General features: G+C 62.9%; 17 protein-coding genes and 2 pseudogenes. 1 reads left to right on the top strand and 18 read right to left on the bottom strand.

All coding sequences use genetic code 11. The features are described 5' to 3' along the window. Positions 1 to 186: 186 nt before the first annotated feature. The 9 genes and pseudogenes from rpsO to rimP form a co-directional block, all read right to left on the bottom strand. Positions 187 to 498 (bottom strand): 30S ribosomal protein S15, encoded by a 312-nt coding sequence (rpsO, locus tag A4R29_RS03370; protein WP_269470859.1) that lies wholly within the window; start codon positions 496 to 498, stop codon positions 187 to 189. Between the two features lie 139 nt (positions 499 to 637). Continuing rightward, positions 638 to 1,732, bottom strand: a complete 1,095-nt coding sequence (gene corA, locus A4R29_RS03365) for a magnesium/cobalt transporter CorA (protein ID WP_063171173.1) — start codon at positions 1,730 to 1,732, stop codon at positions 638 to 640. 44 nt (positions 1,733 to 1,776) lie between these two features. Then, a pseudogene (truB, locus tag A4R29_RS35525) lies at positions 1,777 to 2,016 on the bottom strand (tRNA pseudouridine(55) synthase TruB); the annotation flags it as partial. An 86-nt stretch (positions 2,017 to 2,102) separates the two neighbouring features. Next, positions 2,103 to 2,772: pseudogene (gene truB, locus A4R29_RS03360) on the bottom strand (tRNA pseudouridine(55) synthase TruB); the annotation flags it as partial. Then, complete coding sequence (gene rbfA / locus A4R29_RS03355) at positions 2,772 to 3,212, bottom strand: 30S ribosome-binding factor RbfA (RefSeq protein ID WP_024503464.1); 441 nt, start codon at positions 3,210 to 3,212, stop codon at positions 2,772 to 2,774. The gene rbfA and the pseudogene truB (A4R29_RS03360), both read right to left, overlap by 1 nt. A 125-nt stretch (positions 3,213 to 3,337) precedes the next feature. Beyond that, on the bottom strand, positions 3,338 to 5,914 hold the full coding sequence (gene infB / locus A4R29_RS03350; protein ID WP_013527894.1) for a translation initiation factor IF-2: 2,577 nt from the start codon (positions 5,912 to 5,914) through the stop codon (positions 3,338 to 3,340). After that, the gene (locus A4R29_RS03345; protein WP_024503463.1) at positions 5,911 to 6,561 is read right to left on the bottom strand and encodes an RNA-binding protein; all 651 of its coding nucleotides are present in this window, start codon (positions 6,559 to 6,561) and stop codon (positions 5,911 to 5,913) included. The genes infB and A4R29_RS03345 overlap by 4 nt, the downstream gene beginning before the upstream one ends. A gap of 38 nt (positions 6,562 to 6,599) precedes the next feature. Further along, on the bottom strand, positions 6,600 to 8,195 hold the full coding sequence (gene nusA / locus A4R29_RS03340; RefSeq protein ID WP_013527896.1) for a transcription termination factor NusA: 1,596 nt from the start codon (positions 8,193 to 8,195) through the stop codon (positions 6,600 to 6,602). 49 nt (positions 8,196 to 8,244) lie between these two features. After that, positions 8,245 to 8,889 (bottom strand): ribosome maturation factor RimP, encoded by a 645-nt coding sequence (gene rimP / locus A4R29_RS03335; protein ID WP_013527897.1) that lies wholly within the window; start codon positions 8,887 to 8,889, stop codon positions 8,245 to 8,247. Positions 8,890 to 9,187: 298 nt separating this feature from the next. Here rimP and A4R29_RS32575 point away from each other — a divergent pair, with 298 nt between their 5' ends. Beyond that, on the top strand, positions 9,188 to 9,355 hold the full coding sequence (locus A4R29_RS32575) for a hypothetical protein (protein WP_013527898.1): 168 nt from the start codon (positions 9,188 to 9,190) through the stop codon (positions 9,353 to 9,355). Between the two features lie 66 nt (positions 9,356 to 9,421). Here A4R29_RS32575 and trmB read toward each other — a convergent pair whose 3' ends face one another. From trmB to miaB, 9 genes are all read right to left on the bottom strand, one after another. Continuing rightward, on the bottom strand, positions 9,422 to 10,123 hold the full coding sequence (trmB, locus tag A4R29_RS03330; protein WP_063171172.1) for a tRNA (guanine(46)-N(7))-methyltransferase TrmB: 702 nt from the start codon (positions 10,121 to 10,123) through the stop codon (positions 9,422 to 9,424). A gap of 23 nt (positions 10,124 to 10,146) precedes the next feature. Beyond that, complete coding sequence (gene metK / locus A4R29_RS03325) at positions 10,147 to 11,412, bottom strand: methionine adenosyltransferase (RefSeq protein ID WP_024503461.1); 1,266 nt, start codon at positions 11,410 to 11,412, stop codon at positions 10,147 to 10,149. Positions 11,413 to 11,581: 169 nt separating this feature from the next. Then, positions 11,582 to 12,001 (bottom strand): helix-turn-helix domain-containing protein, encoded by a 420-nt coding sequence (locus A4R29_RS03320; protein ID WP_013527901.1) that lies wholly within the window; start codon positions 11,999 to 12,001, stop codon positions 11,582 to 11,584. 140 nt (positions 12,002 to 12,141) lie between these two features. Next, a complete protein-coding gene (gene lnt / locus A4R29_RS03315; protein WP_063171171.1) occupies positions 12,142 to 13,734 on the bottom strand; it encodes an apolipoprotein N-acyltransferase in 1,593 nt (530 codons plus the stop codon). Between the two features lie 101 nt (positions 13,735 to 13,835). Continuing rightward, complete coding sequence (locus A4R29_RS03310) at positions 13,836 to 14,306, bottom strand: VOC family protein (protein ID WP_063171170.1); 471 nt, start codon at positions 14,304 to 14,306, stop codon at positions 13,836 to 13,838. 16 nt (positions 14,307 to 14,322) lie between these two features. Beyond that, complete coding sequence (locus tag A4R29_RS03305) at positions 14,323 to 15,453, bottom strand: hemolysin family protein (protein WP_063171169.1); 1,131 nt, start codon at positions 15,451 to 15,453, stop codon at positions 14,323 to 14,325. A gap of 28 nt (positions 15,454 to 15,481) precedes the next feature. Then, on the bottom strand, positions 15,482 to 15,982 hold the full coding sequence (gene ybeY, locus A4R29_RS03300; RefSeq protein ID WP_013527905.1) for an rRNA maturation RNase YbeY: 501 nt from the start codon (positions 15,980 to 15,982) through the stop codon (positions 15,482 to 15,484). A gap of 18 nt (positions 15,983 to 16,000) precedes the next feature. Further along, the gene (locus A4R29_RS03295; RefSeq protein ID WP_023758127.1) at positions 16,001 to 16,993 is read right to left on the bottom strand and encodes a PhoH family protein; all 993 of its coding nucleotides are present in this window, start codon (positions 16,991 to 16,993) and stop codon (positions 16,001 to 16,003) included. Between the two features lie 83 nt (positions 16,994 to 17,076). After that, entirely contained in the window at positions 17,077 to 18,447 is a 1,371-nt protein-coding gene (gene miaB / locus A4R29_RS03290; protein WP_244506962.1) for a tRNA (N6-isopentenyl adenosine(37)-C2)-methylthiotransferase MiaB, read from the bottom strand. Positions 18,448 to 18,560 lie beyond the last annotated feature (113 nt).

Here is an 18,560-nt window from a genome sequence, read left to right as displayed (position 1 = left end):
AAGACAACGGGAGGCTCGGGTGTTTCGGCGCGGTGCGCGCGCGAGCGTCCTGCAATCCTGCCCCATGACCGTCCATGGGCGGTTTCGAGTGCCCTCTGCACGATCGAAACCGGGTCTGGCCAGTCGATACGACTGGCAGAATGCGCGACCGGCGGGCTCTCCTTCGAAAGCCCGCCGGTCAATTCGTCAACGACGCAGACCGAGCTTCTCGATCAGCGTCTGGTAGCGCGCGTCGTCCTTGCGCTTGAGATAATCAAGCAGGCTGCGGCGCTGGGAGACGAGAGCAAGCAGACCACGGCGGGAATGGTTATCCTTCTTGTGGTCCTTGAAATGGTCGGTCAGGTTCTTGATGCGCTCGGAAAGGATGGCCACCTGGACTTCCGGAGACCCGGTATCGCCCTTGGCGGTTGCGAATTCACCCATCAATTCCTGTTTGCGCTCGGCAGTAATCGACATCGTGTTTTTCCTTATCTGTTTGAGGAAACGGGTCGCCCTCAGCCGGGATGTCGTCCAGCAGGGGCCGGTGCAAGCAAAGCGTCATAGCGCTAAGCTGCGGCGCATATAGTGCAATTCCCCGGAAAACACCAGCCCAATTCACAAGCCGGCTTTTCAGGCCAAAATGGCAGGTTTATCCCTGTCAAAGCCATTTCTTCCATTTGAAGAAGGCGATCAGCCCGAACGCGACAAGCGCCATGAACAGCAGCGACAAGGGATAGCCGTAGTAGGCCTTCAGTTCCGGCATGTTCCAGGGCGAAGACTCCGGATCGAAATTCATGCCCCAGATGCCGACCAGGAAGGTGAGCGGCATGAAGATGACCGAGACGATGGTGAGATAGCTGATAACGTCGTTGGTGCGCGCCTGGCTCAGCGACAGGTGCATCTCGATCAGGCCGGTCAGCATATCGCGCTGGGTCTCGACCAGCTCGATCAGCCTGAGCGCATGGTCGAGCGTGTCGTTGAGGAAGATCTTGGTCTCGGCCTTCACATAGGGCACATCGTTGCGGATCAGCGTCGCCAGCGCATCGCGCATCGGCCACAGCACGCCTTTCAGCACGTTGGCGTCACGCCGCAATTCATGCAGCTGCCGCATCTGGTGTTTGTGCGGCGAATGCAGCATCTGGTCCTCGATGCTGTCGACCATGTCGCCGGCGGCCTCGATCGGCGGAAAATAGCTGTCGACGATGGCATCGATCAGCGCATAGGCAAGGTAGTCGGCGCCGCGGGCGCGCAGCCGGTTGGGCGCCGAACTTTCGATGCGCTTGCGCACCGGATCGAATGGATCGCCTTCCCGCTCCTGGAAGGTAACGACGAAGTTGCTGCCGAAGAAGACGGCGATCTGCTCATAGCGGTGCGAGGTGACATCGTCGATCATCCTGACGACGACGAAGGCATGGTCCTCGAAGAAGTCGACCTTGGGCCGCTGGCCGGTGTTGACGACGTCCTCCAGCGCCAGCGGATGCAGGCTGAAAATGCGGCCGATCTCCTCGATCAGCGGGATGTTGGCGAGGCCGGTGCAGTCGAGCCAGAGGACCGGCCATTTGTCGCAATGGGTATTGAGGTCGTCGATGCTGGCATTTTCGATAGTCTTGAATTTTTCGGGCGAGATCAGCGTCAGACGCAGTTCCGAGCGACGCGCCGACGGGTCGGCGATCAGCGTGCCGGGCGACGCACCGACCGGCGGCCGCCGCGTTTTCGCCGGTGCCCGCGTCTTCACGGTCTCAGTCTTTGCCATATTCCCCTCGTGCGAGTCCTCGCCTCGACATTAGACGACAGGAATCAACCGGCAAAGACCCGCTTGGGCTTGAACATGCCTTGCTCAATGGCACCGATGGCGACCAGCTTGCCGCGCGCCGTGGCGCAGGCTTCTTCGGCTTCCACCGGTGCGTCGCGGCCGCGGATGATGACCGGGTTGCCGAGGCGGATCTTGGTTGCCGCGTCATCGCTGATGGCGATCTGCGGCAGGCAATCGAGGGCAGCCGATGTGTCGACCAGAAGCGCATCGATGGCGTCGAAGTCGATTGGCGCTTCCACCTTGTCGGCAGCCTCTGCCTTGTCAGCGGCTTCTGTCGTGTCCGAGCTGTCGACCTCCTCCACACCGAAACGGGCGGCTTCCAGTTCGGCGATGGTGACGAAGTCTTCCGAGGTGAACGGCTCGACCTCGACCCGGCGCAATTCGGAGATGTGACCGAAGCAGCCGATGTCGCGGCCCATGTCGCGGGCCAGCGAGCGCACATAGGTGCCCTTGCCGCACTCGACCTCGAAAACAGTATGGTCGGCGCCATGCTCGACAACGTCCAGACGGCCGATCTCGATCTCTCGCGCGGGTATGTCGACCGTCGCGCCGTCGCGGGCCAGATCATAGGCGCGCTCGCCTGCGATCTTGATCGCCGAGAATTGCGGCGGCGTCTGCATGATGACGCCGGTGTATTTCGGCAGCAGGGCGAGCACTTGGGCTTCCGACGGACGCAGGTCGGATTCTTTCGTCACCGGACCTTCGAGGTCATCGGTCGAACGCTCCTGTCCCCAGGCAACGGTGAAGCGATAGATTTTGGCGCCGTCCTGCACGTAAGGCACGGTCTTGGTAGCCTCGCCAAGCGCGATCGGCAGCATGCCGGACGCCAGCGGGTCGAGCGTGCCTGCATGGCCGGCCTTTTCCGCCTGGAACAGCCATTTGATCTTGGAGACGGCTTCGGTCGAGCCCATGCCTACCGGCTTGTCCAGGATCAGCCAGCCCGAGATCGGCCGGCCCTTCTTCTTGCCGCGACGCGCCACTATTCGGTGTCCTTGTTGTCGTCTTTGTCCTGGTCCGCGTTTTCCTGGTCCTCAGGACCCAGATCGCGCGCCACTTCCGGCGATTTCAAGAGGTCGTTGATCCTGGCAAAATTGTCGAAGGAGGTGTCGAGCTTGAAGCGGAACTCCGGCATGAACTTCATCTGCCGCAGCGCGCCGGAGACACGGCCACGGACGAATTTCGCATGCTTGTTCAACGCCTCGACCACCGCATCGGCATCTTTGGCGCCGAGCGGCGAGACGAAAGCGGTAGCGACCTTCAAATCGGGCGACATGCGCACTTCCGAGACCGACACCACGGTGTTCTCGATCAGCGGATCGATGATCTCGCCGCGCTGCAGGGTTTCGGATAGCGCATGGCGCACCTGTTCGGCGACGCGCAGCATGCGCTGGGATGGGCTGGATGCGGTTGGACGGGGCATTTTTCTCAATCCTGAAAGCGTGAGGCGCGGGATGGAACCGTGCCGCATGTCTCATATGGGCATTCTCAATAGACTTGGGGCGGCGGCCTTTCGACCACCGCCCGGTATGGACAAGTCACTCGAACTCAGAGTGTCCGGGTCACCATCTCGACGCGGAAGCACTCGATGACGTCGCCGACGCGCATGTCCTCGTAGTTCTGGAAGGCCATGCCGCACTCCTGGCCGCCGGGGACTTCCGAAACTTCGTCCTTGAAGCGCTTCAGCGTCTTCAGCGTGCCTTCGTGGATGACGACGTTGTCGCGGATCAGGCGCACGCCCGCACCACGCTCGACCTTGCCTTCGGTGACACGGCAGCCGGCGATCTTGCCGACCTTGGTGATGTCGAAGATTTCGAGGATCTGCGCATTGCCGATGAAAGTCTCGCGACGCTCCGGCGACAACAGGCCCGACAGAGCCGCCTTCACGTCATCCACAAGGTTGTAGATGATCGAGTAGTAGCGGATCTCGATGCCAGCCGCCGCTGCAGCGGCACGTGCCTGGACGTTGGCGCGGACGTTGAAGCCGATGATCGCGGCACCCGAAGTCTCGGCCAGCGACACGTCGCTTTCGGTAATGGCGCCGGCGCCGGCATGGACGATGCGTGCACGAACCTCGTCGGTGCCGAGCTTGTCGAGTGCGGCGTTGATCGCCTCGATCGACCCCTGCACGTCGCCCTTGATGACCAACGGGAATTCCTTCAGCCCGCTTGTCTGCAATTGCGACATCATCTGCTCGAGCGAACCGCGCTGGCCGGCATGCTTGGCAACCGCCTTCTCGCGCGCCAGACGCTGGCGGTATTCGGTGATCTCGCGGGCACGGGCCTCGTTATTGACCACGGCGAAGCGATCGCCGGCCTGCGGGGTGCCCTGCAAGCCAAGCACTTCCACCGGCATCGCCGGCGGCGCTTCCTTGATCTGCACGCCACGATCGTTGACCAGCGCACGCACCCGGCCCCATTCATTGCCGGCAACGAGGATGTCGCCCGGCATCAGCGTGCCGGTCTGCACCAGCACGGTGGCAACGGGACCACGGCCCTTGTCGAGCTGGGCCTCGATGACGACGCCTTCGGCGGTACGGTCCGGATTGGCCTTCAGGTCGAGAATTTCGGCCTGCAGCAGGATCGCCTCAAGCAGTTTGTCGAGATTGGTGCCCTTGGTCGCCGATACTTCGACGTCCAGAACTTCACCGCCCATGGATTCGACGAAAACCTCATGGCGCAGCAGTTCGGAGCGCACCTTCTGCGGATCGGCATCATGCTTGTCGATCTTGTTGATCGCCACGATGATCGGAACGCCGGCCGCCTTGGCATGGCTGATCGATTCGATCGTCTGCGGCATGACGCTGTCATCGGCCGCAACCACCAGGATGGCAATATCGGTCGCCTGGGCGCCACGAGCACGCATCGCCGTGAAGGCGGCGTGGCCGGGCGTGTCGATGAAGGTGATCTTGTGACCATTCTTCTCGACCTGGTAGGCGCCGATATGCTGGGTGATGCCGCCGGCTTCGCCGGAGACGACATTGGCGTTGCGGATCGCGTCGAGCAGCGAGGTCTTGCCATGATCGACGTGACCCATGATCGTCACGACCGGCGGACGCGAAACCAGGTCCTCGGCATTGTCGGCGATGTTGAACAGGCCTTCCTCGATGTCGGACTCGGCGACGCGGCGGACCGTGTGGCCGAATTCGGTGGCGACCAGCTCGGCCGTGTCGGCGTCGATGACGTCGCCCGGCTTCAGGATCTGGCCCTGCTTCATGAAGAACTTGACCAGGTCGACCGCGCGCTCGGACATGCGTTGCGCCAGTTCCTGGATGGTGATGGTCTCTGGCAGGATCACTTCGCGCATGACTTTCTCGCGCGGCTCATTGTGCATCGCGCGCTTGAATTTTTCCTGGCGGCGACGCATCGACGACAGCGAACGGGCTCGCGCATCTTCGTCGGACAATGCCGAATTCAGCGTCAGCTTGCCACGGCGGCGATCTTCCTCGCTCTTGGTCGGCTTGGCCGGACGCGCCACTTCAGGCGTGACCGGACGGCGCACCGGCGCGCCGGCGCCAACCCGCTTCGGCTTGGCCACTTCCTCGTCATCGACTGTTGCCAGTTCGGCAGCCAATGGCGCGCGGCGACGCGCCTCTTCCTCGGCCCGACGGCGGGATTCGGCCTCGGTCTGCAACCGAGCCTCTTCCTCGGCCTGGCGGCGTGCGGATTCATCGCGTTCGCGCTTGCGGCGCTCTTCGTCCTCGGCGCGACGCTTGGCATCCTCGGCGGCGCGCTGGCGGTCCTCGACCTCGCGAACCTTCGAGCCCTCGAGCGCCCTGCGGCGTGCTTCCATTTCACTGCGCGACAGTTCGTTCAGCACCATGCCGCTGCGCTCGACCGGGGCCGGTGGCGGCGGAGGTGGCGGCGCCTTCGGTGCTTCCGGCACGACGACGGGTGCGGCCACGACCGCCGGCTTCGGTGTGAAGACGGGGGCGGCAACAGGCTCCGGCTTGTCGCCGGGCATCGAGAACTTGCGCTTCTTGGTTTCGACGACGACCTGCTTGGTGCGGCCGTGCGAGAAGTTCTGGCGCACAGTGCCCTGTTCCATACCGGGGCGCTTCAGCGTCAAGGTCTTCTTCGGCGTCACACTCAGCGTATTGTCGTCACCCGATTTCGTATCGCTCATTCCATATCCTCTGCGGCATCATCTTCGTCAGCAACAGCCGCAAGCATTGCCAGATCGTCCGGGGAACCGCCCCGATACCGGTCGAGCGCAACCATGCGCTTCTGGACCGCCCTGCCCGCGTCTCCCGCGAGAACGGCAGCATGTATCACATTTGTACCCCCCAATGCCAAGCTCAACTCGGCCTCGGAGAAAAGTTTGTAGGCAAGGATAGCGGGCCCACCAAGATGGACCGTCGCCCGTCGCGCCTGGCTGATCTTGCGCACGCCGTCATCGGACGCCTCGGAAGCATGCAGCACGAAAAGCGCCAATCCGCCGCGCACCGCGCTCTCGACCTTGGTAGCACCAAGCGAAATTGCGCCTGCCTTGCGGGCAAGACCAAGCATGCCCAGAGCGTGCCTGGAAAGCAGCCCGTCGACCATGCCGCCAAGATCGGGCGGCACGACCACCTGTGCCTTGAAGGCGCGGGCAAAGAGGTTCTTCGCCGCAGCCTTGTCGATATGTAGGCGGTCGGCGCTCACCCAGCAACCGCGGCCGGGCAGATTTCTCTTGATGTCGGGAACGACGGCCGAATCCGGGCCGACGACAAACCGGATCAGATCATCCGGTTCGGCTTGTTTGCGCGTAACGATGCAGGTGCGATCGTTCATCTCGTCCAAGGGCGGGTTCGGTGCGATGCGGTTTCACCTCACGCACCAACGGCTTCGTCAGCCGAGACTTCTTCGGCTGCAAGCTCGTCTTCGGTGATCCAGCCGGCCTTGAGGCGGGCGGCCAGAACCATCTGTTCGGCGTCTGCGCGGGTCACGCCATGATTGGCCAGCACGCCCGGATAGACTTTTGTCTCGCCGTCCTTGCGTTCCTTCCAGCCGGTCAGGTCGTCGGCGGCATAGCCGGCGAAATCCTCGATCGTCTTCACGCCGTCCTCGCCAAGCGTCACCATCATGGCGGTGGTGACGCCGGGGATTTCGCGCAATTCGTCCGAAACGCCGAGCGCCTTGCGCTTGTCGTCGTGCTCGGCCTCGATCTTCTCCAGATATTCGCGGGCGCGGGTCTGGATTTCCGAAGCGGTGTCCTCGTCGAAACCGTCGATAGAAGCGATCTCGCCGGAATCGACATAAGCGACTTCCTCAACGCTGGTGAAGCCTTCGGAGGCCAGCACCTGGCCGACCATCTCGTCGACGTCGAGGGCTTCCATGAACAGCGACGAACGCTCGACGAATTCCTTCTGGCGGCGCTCGGATTCTTCGGCTTCGGTCAGGATGTCGATATCCCAGCCGGTCAGCTGCGAAGCCAGACGCACATTCTGGCCGCGGCGACCGATGGCCAGCGACAGCTGGTCGTCGGGAACCACGACTTCGATGCGTTCGGCATCCTCGTCGAGCACGACCTTGGCGACTTCCGCCGGCTGCAGCGCATTGACGATGAAGGACGCCGCAGAAGGCGACCACGGAATGATGTCGATCTTCTCACCCTGCAATTCGCCGACGACGGCCTGGACGCGGCTGCCGCGCATGCCGACGCAGGCGCCGACCGGATCGATCGAAGAGTCCCGCGAGATGACGGCGATCTTGGCGCGCGAACCTGGGTCGCGGGCGACCGACTTGATCTCGATGATGCCGTCATAGATTTCCGGCACTTCCATGGTGAACAGCTTGGCCATGAACTGCGGATGGGTGCGCGACAGGAAGATCTGCGGGCCGCGCTGCTCGCGGCGCACATCGTAGACATAGGCGCGGACGCGGTCGCCATATTTGTAGTTCTCGCGCGGGATCAGCTCATCGCGACGGATGATCGCTTCGCCGCGGCCGAGATCGACGATGACATTGCCGTATTCGACGCGCTTGACGGTACCGTTGACGATCTCGCCGATGCGGTCCTTGTACTCGTCATACTGGCGGTCGCGTTCGGCCTCGCGGACCTTCTGGACGATGACCTGCTTGGCCGACTGGGCGGCGATGCGGCCGAAATCCATGGGCGGCAGCTGTTCGGCGATGAAGTCGCCGAGCTGGGCGTCGGGATTGCGCTCGCGAGCCGAGGAAATGGCGATCTGCGTGGCATAGTCATCGACCTTCTCGACCACTTCCATCAGCCGCTGCAGCTTCATCTCACCGGTGTTCGGGTTGATGTCGGCGCGGATGTTGGTCTCCTGACCGTAACGCGAGCGCGCCGCCTTCTGGATCGCATCGGCCATGGCGGCGATGACGATCGACTTGTCGATCGACTTTTCACGCGCGACCGCGTCGGCGATCTGCAGCAATTCAAGTCTGTTGGCGCTTACAACCATCGTTTTTCTCCCGAGCTTGTTTGCCGGACCTTTGCGCCCGGCAGCTCAATCATAGTTCCTGTTCGTGTTCTTCCGTGGCGTCCGCTTCCGCACCCGACTCGTCGTCGTCCGGTTCGCCGCGGCGCTTCTTGGCTTCCTTGCGCGCCCTGTTGTCCTTCGACAGGGCATCGCGGATGAGATCGTCGGTCAGGATCAGGCGCACATCGGCAATCGCGTCATAGGGGACGCGCACCGTCGGCTCCTCGCCATAGGCTGCCTTGTCGCGCTCGATCAGCACATCGTCTTCGCCGGCTTCGGCGATCTTGCCCTTGAAGCGCTTGCGGTCGGCGACGACGATCGATGTTTCCATTTTCACCAGATGACCCGTCCAGGTCGTGAAATCCGATTTGCGGACCAGCGGCCGGTCGATGCCGGGCGACGAGACTTCAAGATGGTAGGCCTTTTCGATCGGATCATCGACATCGAGCGCCGGCGACACCGCGCGGCTGACCTCTTCGCAATCCTCGACGGTCATGGTGCCGTCCTCGCGTTCGGCCATGATCTGCAGCGTCAGCCCGTTCTGGCCCGACAGATGCACCCGCACGAGGCGGAAGCCGATGCCGCGCAGAACCGGCTGGACGATCAGCGCGATGCGCGCATCGATGCCGCTTTCGCGGATGATACGATCGTCGCCCTCGCTTGCCGTTGCAGTCATTGAAGCCCTGTCGTTCTCTACCAAGTTATCGGCAGGTAATAAAAAAGAGCGGGACCGGGTGGACCCACTCTTCGTCATACCGACCAAGAATTTGAGGCTGATATAGACGATCGCGGCCTGTGTTTCAAGCCCGCTATGCTGGTCGGGCAACGCTGCCATCGAGGTGGCCCCGCCAGCGTTGCATGGAGCGCATGGCGCCCATGCGGCGGCCCCCATGGGATCGGCGCTGAAACGCACCTACTTACGCTGCGCTGCACAAAGGTGGCTGTGCGCCACACGTGCGCGAAAGGACATGATCATGAGCAATCGCAAGATATTTTCTGCAATAGGCGACTTCTTCACCGTATTCGGCAGCGCCGTGGCCGCTTCACGGGCCGTGGAAGCCGGTCGCAGGCCGCGCGCCGACGACCTGCGCAACCTCGGCGTCGAGCCGGCCGCCTTCGATCGCATCGGCCGCCGCTTTTAGCTTTGACGCAATTCCGGACGGAAAACCGTTTCACACTTTTTCTGGAATTGCTCTAAGACCGCGAGCTTATTTCCGAATGAAGGTAAGATAGGCCGGCCGCCGGCCCTCACGAATGGCCTTGGCCTCGTAACGGGTGCCCGGCCATCCATCATAGGGCCGGTGCCAGTCCGCCGCCTCGCAAGCCTGCCATGCGAACGCGCCATGCGCGCGGCAATGCAGCAAGGTCCAGTTGACATAGGTGTCGATGTCGGAGGCGAAGCGGAATTTTGAACCAGGCTTCAGCACGCGCGCGAACCGCTCGAGATTGACCGGGCTTACGAAACGTCGCTTCCAGTGTTTCTTCTTCGGCCAGGGGTCGGGATAGAGCAGATCGATGCCGCCGAGCGAGGCCTGCGGCAGCCAGTCGAGCAGCCTTGTGGCGTCGTCGTCATAAACCCGCAGATTGGCGAGCGGTTTCTCGCGCACCGCCATCATCATCTTGGCCATGCCGTTGACGAAGGGCTCGACGCCGATAAAGCCGATCGAAGGCGCCTCGGTCGCGCGGTGCAGGAGATGTTCGCCACCGCCGAAGCCAATCTCGAGGCGAACCGCGCTGACATCGGTTTGAAACAGAGTTTGCAGATCGGCCGGCGGCTCGGCCGCCAGATCGAGCCGATATGCACCGAAGCCGCTTTCCAGCGCGGCCGCCTGTTGCGGACGCATGGTCTTGCCGCGCCGGCGACCGAAAAAGGCTTCGGTCGCGCGGCTTGGTCTGTCCTTCGGATCCATGGCGGGACTTCGCGGCGCCGCTGTCAGGCGGCGACCGCGTCCTTGAGCGCCTTGGCGAGATCGGTCTTTTCCCAGGAGAAAGACCCATCACGGCCGGCCTTGCGGCCGAAATGGCCGTAGGACGACGTCTTGGCGTAGATCGGTTTGTTGAGATCGAGGTGACGGCGGATGCCCGACGGCGACAGATCCATCACCGTGCGCAGCGCGTCCTCGAGCTTTGCCTCGTCGACCTTGCCGGTACCATGCAAGTCGACATAGACCGACAGCGGCTGGGCGACGCCGATGGCGTAGGAGAGCTGGATGGTGCAGCGGTCGGCGAGTTTCGCCGCCACCACGTTCTTGGCCAGGTAGCGCGCCGCATAGGCTGCCGAACGATCCACCTTGGTGGTGTCCTTGCCGGAGAAGGCGCCGCCGCCATGGGGTGCGGCACCACCGTAGGTGTCGACGATGATCTTGCGGCCGGTCAGGCCGGCGTCGCCGTCCGGCCCGCCGATGACGAACTTGCCGGTCGGATTGATGTACCACATGCAATCGTCGGCGATCTTGAGGTCGCCCAGCGCCTCGCGGATATAGGGTTCGACGACCTTGCGGACCTTCTTTGAATCCCAGCTCGCATCGAGATGCTGCGTGGACAGCACGATCTGCGTCGCCTCGGCGGCCTTGCCATCAACATAGCGAACGGTGACCTGGCTCTTGGCATCCGGCCCGAGCCTGCCGGCTTCACCGCTGCCTTCGTGACGGGCAGCAGCCAGCAGTTCGAGGATCTTGTGGCTGTAGTAGATCGGCGCCGGCATCAAATCCGGCGTCTCGCGGCAGGCATAACCGAACATGATGCCCTGGTCGCCGGCACCCTCTTCGCCCTGACGGTCGGCAGCGTTGTCGACGCCCTGGCCTATGTCAGGCGACTGGCCGTGCAGCAGAACCTCGATCTTCGCCGTTTTCCAGTGGAAGCCGGCCTGCTCGTAGCCGATTTCGCGGATCGCCTTGCGGGCGACCGATTTGAACTTGGCCGGATTGACGACCGGATGGCCGGCGGCATCCTTGAGGATGTTGCCTGCCTTGTCCTTCTTCAGCAGCGTTTCCGGGACGCGCACTTCGCCGGCGATGACGACACGGTTGGTGGTGGCCAGCGTCTCGCAGGCGACACGGACTTTCCACGGGTCCATGCCGGTCTTCTTGGCTTCGCGATAGACCAGATCGACGATCTCGTCGGAAATCCGGTCACAGACTTTGTCGGGATGGCCCTCGGCAACGGATTCCGAGGTAAAGAAGTAGTTCTGCCGCGTCACGGGTGTCCCCTCTTGAAAAACGATCGGCAGGCTGCCGATTTTGGCGCGCCACGTGTTAGCGGGGCGAAGCGCCGCTCGTCAAGCGGTGCTTCGGCTCTGGCATGAATGTCGATGCCGTTATCTTGTGCCACCGGCGGCGGGGCGCCGCCGGTCCTGGCGTGATTGAGGATCAGTCGGGATCGTCGGCGGAGAGGGACTTGACCAGGTCTATGATCCTGCGGCGCACCTTGGCGTCGGCGATCTTGACAAAGGCCCGGTTGAGCTGAAGGCCTTCAGGGCTGCCGCAGAATTCGACAGCGAAAGCCATCGAAGCGTCCTCGGCAAATCCACGGCCCGCCACAGGCTCCTGGCCGGGCGCATCCTCAAAAAAGAAAGCGACAGGCACGCCGAGTATGGACGCGATCGCCTGCAGACGGCTGGCGCCGACGCGGTTGGTGCCCTTTTCATATTTCTGAATCTGTTGAAATGTGATGCCGAGGTTTTCTCCCAGCTTTTCCTGGCTCATTCCAAGCATGTTGCGGCGAAGCCGAATGCGACTGCCAACATGGATGTCGATCGGATTCGGTTTCTTCTTGTTATCTTCTGTCATTTTTTCCTCGCCGAATTTTTTCGGCTTTCTCTATTTTTTCCTGCCCAAACAAAGCCGGAGGCAACTGCCCCAACAGAACGATCCACCGGCTTCGAGAAATTTTCAGGCACTTACAGTATGAGTTTCTAATGTGTTGGCTGTCAATTCACCCGTAGCCTTTGCCTTACGTTCAACAGCGCTGCCCCAACGGCAAACAGCAACATGATCAGCATTCCGTTAATGCGCCGTTGGCCGGGAGATATGAGCGCCTGTCCGGAAATCGGTATGTGGGCATCGATGGCGCCGCGCGCGTCGATAGCAAGCGCATCGACGATGCGCCCGCGCGGATCGACGACGGCCGAGATGCCGTTGTTGGCGGCACGCACCAATGGCAATCCATTTTCCACCGCACGGATCTGGGCCTGCCTGAAATGCTGATACGGACCCGGCGTGTCGCCGAACCACGCATCATTGGTAACGTTCACAATAAGCTGCGCTGACGCAGCGTCAACTGCGACAAGATCGGGAAAGATCACCTCATAACAGATAAATGGCAGCGCACGGATGCCGTCGGGTAGCGTGATGGCGTGCCGCTCATTGCCGGCCGCGAAACTCATCGGCCCGGCAACCAGTTGCTCGATGCCGAAACGCTGGAGCAGATCGGCGAAAGGCAGGTATTCGCCGAACGGCACCAGGTGAACCTTGTCGACGGCGTCGGTGATTTCACCCTTGTCGTCGATCGCCACCACGGAGTTGTAGTAGCGGCTGTCGGCATTTGCGGCCGAGCCGCCTTCCTCGCGGACGACGCCGGCAATCAGCATCTGGCCGGGTCCGAGCATATCCCCCAGCGCCGTCAATGCGTCCGGACGCTCGGTGAAGAGGAACGGCACCGAGGTTTCGGGCCACAGGATCAGTTGCGGCTTTTGATGGCCTGGATCCGGCGCCTTGCCCGAGAGCCCCATCAGGACCGCGAAGATGCGGTCGCGCACCGAGGCATCCCATTTTTCCGACAGGTCCACGGCCGGCTGGACAATGCGGACATCCAGGCTGCGTGAAGCCGGCGGTTCGGGAGCGGCAAGCCTGATATAGCCGAAGCCGACATGGGCAGCGACGAGCACGACAAACAGTGCCGCGCCGAGGCGCAGGTGCCGACGTGCCGCCAGCAGTGCCGGCAGTGCGAAGACGAACACCGCGAGCGCGTTCATGCCGATCATGCCCGTCACCGAGACGCTCTGCATCAGCAGCGGCACGGGCATGGCCGCGTAGCCGACGGCATTCCAGGGAAAACCGGTGAACAGGAAATCGCGCAGCCATTCCGCCAGGCCGAAGCCGAAGGCAAGGGCGGCGATGCGGCCAATGTCGTTGCTCCACAGCAGCCGAGCAACGATTGCCGCAAAGCCGTAGAAAAAGGCGAGCATGAAAGGAATGCCGACCACCGCGAAGGGAAGCGCCCAGGCAAAGCTGTCGGCCTCGACCAGCAGCGCCGAGCCGATCCACCAGAGGCCGGCGAGGAAATAGCCGAAACCGAACCACCAACCGACGGCGAAAGCCGGCCGCAGACGCCGGAACAGACTGCCTGAAGCTTCGCCGGTGGCGCCGTCGAGCAGCCAGACCAGCAGCGGGAACGAGACGAAACAGGCGGCGAAGAAGTCGTAAGGCGCCTGCCCAAGCACCGCGAGGGCGCCTGCGAGAAACGCCACGAGCGCACGCCGCCAACCCCAAAGCAGAATTATCCGGCCGGTGAGGCGCTCCATGCATACTTCCGAGTCGCGAATCAGGACACAAGATTTAACAGGCTGCGCTCCGCGCTCCAAACGGCGGATGGGCTGGCTGAGATGCACAGCTCCGGCCCTGCCTACCGGTGCCAACCCTCGATTTGAACGCCCCCCAGCCGCTCGGCCTCCTCGCGCGGAACCGAACGGATGGTCTGCGTGAAGGTCCAGACATGGCCCTCGGGGTCGCGTGCACGATACTGGCGCTCACCGTAGAACTGATCCGCCGGCTCCTGGATTATATCAGCGTCGAGCGCCCGCGCCTGCTCGCAATGCGCATCCAGGCCACCCTTCAGCCTGACGTAGATCGACTGCGTGTTCTTGCCCAAGATCGAAGCCGGGCTGGCGACGTAATCGCTCCACTCGGAATCGACGATGATGTAGCTGTCGCCGAACCGCATCTCTGCATGGATGAGCTTTCCCTCGGCATCGCTGACCACCATGCTGCGCTCGAAGCCGAAAGCGGCTTCCAGCCAGTCCAGCGCGGCACCAGGATCCTTGTAGAAAACACCAGAGCCCAGACTTGGATGCTTGAACGGGTCGTCGATAGTCATCGTGCGAGCGAAACGCTCACGCCTGTTCGGTGCGCGCCGTGGCACGCCGGCGACGCTCACCCTTCTGGCTCTGCACGATGCGCACGCGCTTGACGCGGCGCGGATCAGCGTCGAGGACGTGAAATTCGAAACCGGGTATGGCCTGCACCACCTCGCCGCGGGCCGGAACACGGCCAAGCGTGTTGAAAATCATGCCGCCGATGGTGTCGACATATTCGCCATGTTCACCGGCGGCGAAATCCCCGCCGATCATCTTGGCGACGTCGTCGATCTCGGCCTTGCCATCGACGATGAACACGCCGTCGCCGCTCTGGGTGATCATCGGCTCGTCGTCGTCATGCTCGTCCTCGATGTCGCCGACCACCATCTCGACGATGTCTTCCAGCGAGGCAAGGCCGTCGGTGCCGCCATATTCATCGATGACCAGCGCCATTTGCGTGCGCGTCGTCTGCATGCGAGCCATCAGGTCGGAGGCGAGCATCGACGGCGGCACGAACAGCACCGGGCGGATCAGATTGAGGTCGCCAATGGTGCGTGCGAGATCGACCTGGGCGAGATCGAGAACCGTGGCGACGGGTGTTTTCCTGGTCGAGCGGCCCTTCTTGACGCGCGCGATCTTGGTGATGTGGGCCAGCACATCACGGATATGGACCATGCCGCGCGGATCATCGAGGGTCTCTGAATAGACCGGCATGCGGGAATGGCCGGATTGCTCAAAGGTGCCCAGCAGATCGCCGAGCGTCGTCGTGATTTCGACCCCTTGAATGTCGGCGCGCGGTACCATGACGTCCTCGACGCGCACTTCGCGCAGCCGCAGGATGTTGTTGAGCATGGCGCGTTCGCCGGGCGAGAAGGCGCCGGCATCGCTCGTTGTCTCGGCAAGCGCGCCGGCGATTTCCTCCCGCAGGCTGGTTCCGTTGCGTTGCCTGAACAGGCCAAGAACGCGGTCGAACAGGGAGGGACCGGCAGGCGATGTCTCGCTGGCAGCGCTGCCGATGCTGGCAGCACCAGAGGTGCCGGCAGCAGCAGAGGTACTGCTAGCACCAGAGGTAACGGTACTCGGACTTGATCCCTCTTCCGACGTATCGGAAGCCTTGGTTGCACTGCCGGCGTCGGGGCGGGCGGCAGTCTCTGGTTTGTCGTTCATCGTCGTCCGGTCAATTGGTCAGATGTAGTTACGCGTAGGGGTCGGGAATGGCAAGCCTTGCAAGCGCCGCGCGTTCGACGGCTTCCATCGCCTCGGCCTCGGCCTCGGTCTCGTGATCGTAGCCCAGCAGATGCAGCAGGCCGTGGATGACGAGATGGGTGATATGGTTCTCGACAGGCTTGTCTTCCAGTACCGCTTCATGGGCGACCGTTTCGGCGGCCAGCACGATGTCGCCCAGCATCGGCGGCAACGGACCGCCCTGCGCAAACGGAAAAGCCGGGAAAGACAAGACGTTGGTCGGTTTGTCCTTGCCGCGCCAGCCGGCGTTGAGAACCTGGATATGGGCGTCGTCGGAAAAAACGAGACTGAGTTCGGAACGGCCCGCCACGCCGGTTTCGGCAAAAGCCGCCTTAACGGCCCGATCGACCAGCCGCGTCAGGCTTGCCTCGTCGGGCCAGTTGCCCGCCTCAACCGCTATGTCGATGTCGACGGGAATATTCCCGTCGCCGGATATTATGTCCTCAGGCATGAAGCCGCATCGCCAACATCAATTCTCGGCGCCGAGGCCACGCGCCAGCTTGGCGTCCCGGTCGTAGGCCCTGACGATTTCCGCCACCAGCGGATGGCGAACCACGTCGCCGTCGTTGAAGCGCACGGTGACCGCGCCCGCCACGCCGTCCAGCACCCGCAAGGCTTCGACCAGGCCCGATTTGGTGTTCGAGGGAAGGTCGATCTGGGTCGGATCGCCGGTGACGATCATGCGCGAGTTTTCGCCCAGACGCGTCAGGAACATCTTCATCTGCATCGGCGTGGTGTTCTGCGCCTCGTCGAGGATGACGGCGGCATGCGCCAGCGTGCGGCCGCGCATGAAGGCAAGCGGCGCGATTTCGATCACTTCGGCGGCAATGGCGCGCTCGACCTTGTCGGCCGGCATCATGTCGTAGAGCGCGTCATAGAGCGGCCGCAGATAGGGATCGACCTTCTCCTTCATGTCGCCGGGCAGGAAGCCCAGCCGCTCGCCGGCCTCGACCGCCGGCCGCGAGAGAATGATGCGCTCGACCATGCCGCGCTCGAGCAGCATCGCCGCGTGCGCCACCGCCAGGTAGGTCTTGCCGGTGCCGGCCGGGCCGATGCCGAACACCAGTTCCGACCGTTCCAGCGCCCGCATATAGGCGTCCTGGTTGAGCGAACGGGCATAGATCGTCTTCTTGCGGGTGGCGATCTGGGCGGCGGAGACCTTGCCCTTGCGTTCCAGCGTTGGCAGGGTCAACTGATCGTCGGCGGCAATCGCCATGCGCACGGCGCCGTCAACGTCGGACTGGCCGATATCGACGCCTTTCTGGAGAATGCCGTAAAGATTGTCCAGGGCGCGGCGCGCCTGCTCGGCGGCAGAAGCGGACCCTTTGATGGTCAGCTGGTTGCCGCGTGAGCGGATGTCGACGCCAAGCTTCTGCTCGAGCCGGGCGAGGTTTTCGTCGAACTGACCATAAAGGGCGCTGGCAAGCTTGTTGTTGTCGAAAGTCAGAACGATGTGCGCCATGTCAGAAGCCCCAGATGCCGGTACCGGGGGCAGGTTCTTCAGCTCTGCTGCGCTCAACCGTCTCTCCTCATCTGCCGAGACCCTCAGGCCAATTCGGCGAACAGGCTGTTGTAGCCCGTCTTCGTGATTCGCACCTGGATAATGTCACCGATTTCGCCGGCCTTTTCATCAACAATAACCGGCTGCAGCCAAGGTGAGCGGCCAACCTTCTGGCCGGCCTGGCGGCCGGGCTTCTCGATCAGCGTGTCGATGGTGCTGCCGACGAGGCTCAAGCCGAAGTCCTGCTGCTGCTTCACAAGCAGAGCCTGCAGTCTCTGCAGGCGCTCGTCCTTGACCGCTTCCGGCACATGATCGGCCATTTCGGCGCCTGGCGTGCCGGGACGCGGCGAATATTTGAAGGAGAAGGCTGAGGCGTAATTCACCTGACGCACCAGCTCCATGGTCGCCTCGAAATCCGCCTCGGTCTCGCCGGGGAAGCCGACGATGAAGTCGCCGGAAAGCGCGATGTCAGGCCGGGCAGTGCGGATACGGTCGAGCAGCGCCAGATAATCCCTCGCCGTGTGCCGGCGATTCATCGCCTTGAGGATGCGGTCGGAGCCTGATTGCACCGGCAGATGCAGATAGGGCATCAACGACGGCAGATCGCGATGGGCCGCTATCAGCTCGTCATCCATGTCGCGCGGGTGGCTGGTGGTGTAGCGCAGACGCGCCAGCCCGGGGATTTCGGCCAGCCTGAACAGCAGGCGGCCAAGGCCCCACTCGTGGCCGTTCTCGCCCTGGCCATGCCAGGCATTGACGTTCTGGCCAAGCAGCGTCACTTCGCGCACCCCGGCTTCAGCCAGGCGCTCAGCCTCCGCGACAATCTGCGCCACCGGCCGGGAAACTTCGGAGCCTCTGGTATAGGGCACGACGCAGAAGGTGCAGAACTTGTCGCAGCCTTCCTGCACGGTGAGGAAGGCGGTGACGCCGCGCTTGATGACCTCGGCGCGCTTGGGCTGCGGCAGATGCTCGAACTTGTCCTCGATGGCGTAGTCGGTCTCGACGATCTTTTCGCCGCCGCGCACCCGCGCCAGCACGTCGGGGAGCCGGTGATAGGTCTGCGGGCCGATGACCAGGTCGACGGCCGGCGAACGGCGGATGATCTCGGCGCCTTCGGCCTGCGCCACGCAGCCGGCGACGCCGACCAGCATCTCGCGGCCGGCCAGGGCACGCTCGGCTTTCATGTCGCGGATACGGCCGAGCTCGGAATAGACCTTTTCGGCCGCCTTCTCCCTGATATGACAGGTGTTCAGCAGCACCAGGTCCGCCTCGCCAATGGCATCGGTCGCGGAATAGCCGTCGGCAGCCAGCGCATCGGCCATACGCTGCGAATCATAGACATTCATCTGGCAGCCATAGGTCTTGATGAAGACTTTTCTCGCTGCCGTGGAAAGCACTGCCGGCTGTCCAGCCATAGTGCCGATGTCGTCGCTTTCTATCGTGTTCAAGTCCATAAGGCGGCTTCTAACGCCTTTCCGTGACAAAAAACAGACGATTCTCGGCCCGCGCCAGCAAGGGCATGCCGGGG

Source organism: Mesorhizobium ciceri biovar biserrulae (assembly GCF_001618845.1).
Classification (GTDB): domain Bacteria; phylum Pseudomonadota; class Alphaproteobacteria; order Rhizobiales; family Rhizobiaceae; genus Mesorhizobium; species Mesorhizobium ciceri.
This window is presented reverse-complemented; position numbering and strand designations above follow the sequence as displayed.

Excerpts from the sequence above, each read along its gene's own strand:
- corA (WP_063171173.1), bottom strand. The coding sequence starts at position 1,732 with ATGGCAAAGACTGAGACCGTGAAGACGCGGGCACCGGCGAAAACGCGG.
- rbfA (WP_024503464.1), bottom strand. The coding sequence starts at position 3,212 with ATGCCCCGTCCAACCGCATCCAGCCCATCCCAGCGCATGCTGCGCGTC.
- infB (WP_013527894.1), bottom strand. The coding sequence starts at position 5,914 with ATGAGCGATACGAAATCGGGTGACGACAATACGCTGAGTGTGACGCCG.
- A4R29_RS03345 (WP_024503463.1), bottom strand. The coding sequence starts at position 6,561 with ATGAACGATCGCACCTGCATCGTTACGCGCAAACAAGCCGAACCGGAT.
- nusA (WP_013527896.1), bottom strand. The coding sequence starts at position 8,195 with ATGGTTGTAAGCGCCAACAGACTTGAATTGCTGCAGATCGCCGACGCG.
- rimP (WP_013527897.1), bottom strand. The coding sequence starts at position 8,889 with ATGACTGCAACGGCAAGCGAGGGCGACGATCGTATCATCCGCGAAAGC.
- A4R29_RS32575 (WP_013527898.1), top strand. The coding sequence starts at position 9,188 with ATGAGCAATCGCAAGATATTTTCTGCAATAGGCGACTTCTTCACCGTA.
- trmB (WP_063171172.1), bottom strand. The coding sequence starts at position 10,123 with ATGGATCCGAAGGACAGACCAAGCCGCGCGACCGAAGCCTTTTTCGGT.
- A4R29_RS03320 (WP_013527901.1), bottom strand. The coding sequence starts at position 12,001 with ATGACAGAAGATAACAAGAAGAAACCGAATCCGATCGACATCCATGTT.
- lnt (WP_063171171.1), bottom strand. The coding sequence starts at position 13,734 with ATGGAGCGCCTCACCGGCCGGATAATTCTGCTTTGGGGTTGGCGGCGT.
- A4R29_RS03310 (WP_063171170.1), bottom strand. The coding sequence starts at position 14,306 with ATGACTATCGACGACCCGTTCAAGCATCCAAGTCTGGGCTCTGGTGTT.
- A4R29_RS03305 (WP_063171169.1), bottom strand. The coding sequence starts at position 15,453 with ATGAACGACAAACCAGAGACTGCCGCCCGCCCCGACGCCGGCAGTGCA.
- ybeY (WP_013527905.1), bottom strand. The coding sequence starts at position 15,982 with ATGCCTGAGGACATAATATCCGGCGACGGGAATATTCCCGTCGACATC.
- A4R29_RS03295 (WP_023758127.1), bottom strand. The coding sequence starts at position 16,993 with ATGGCGCACATCGTTCTGACTTTCGACAACAACAAGCTTGCCAGCGCC.
- miaB (WP_244506962.1), bottom strand. The coding sequence starts at position 18,447 with ATGGCTGGACAGCCGGCAGTGCTTTCCACGGCAGCGAGAAAAGTCTTC.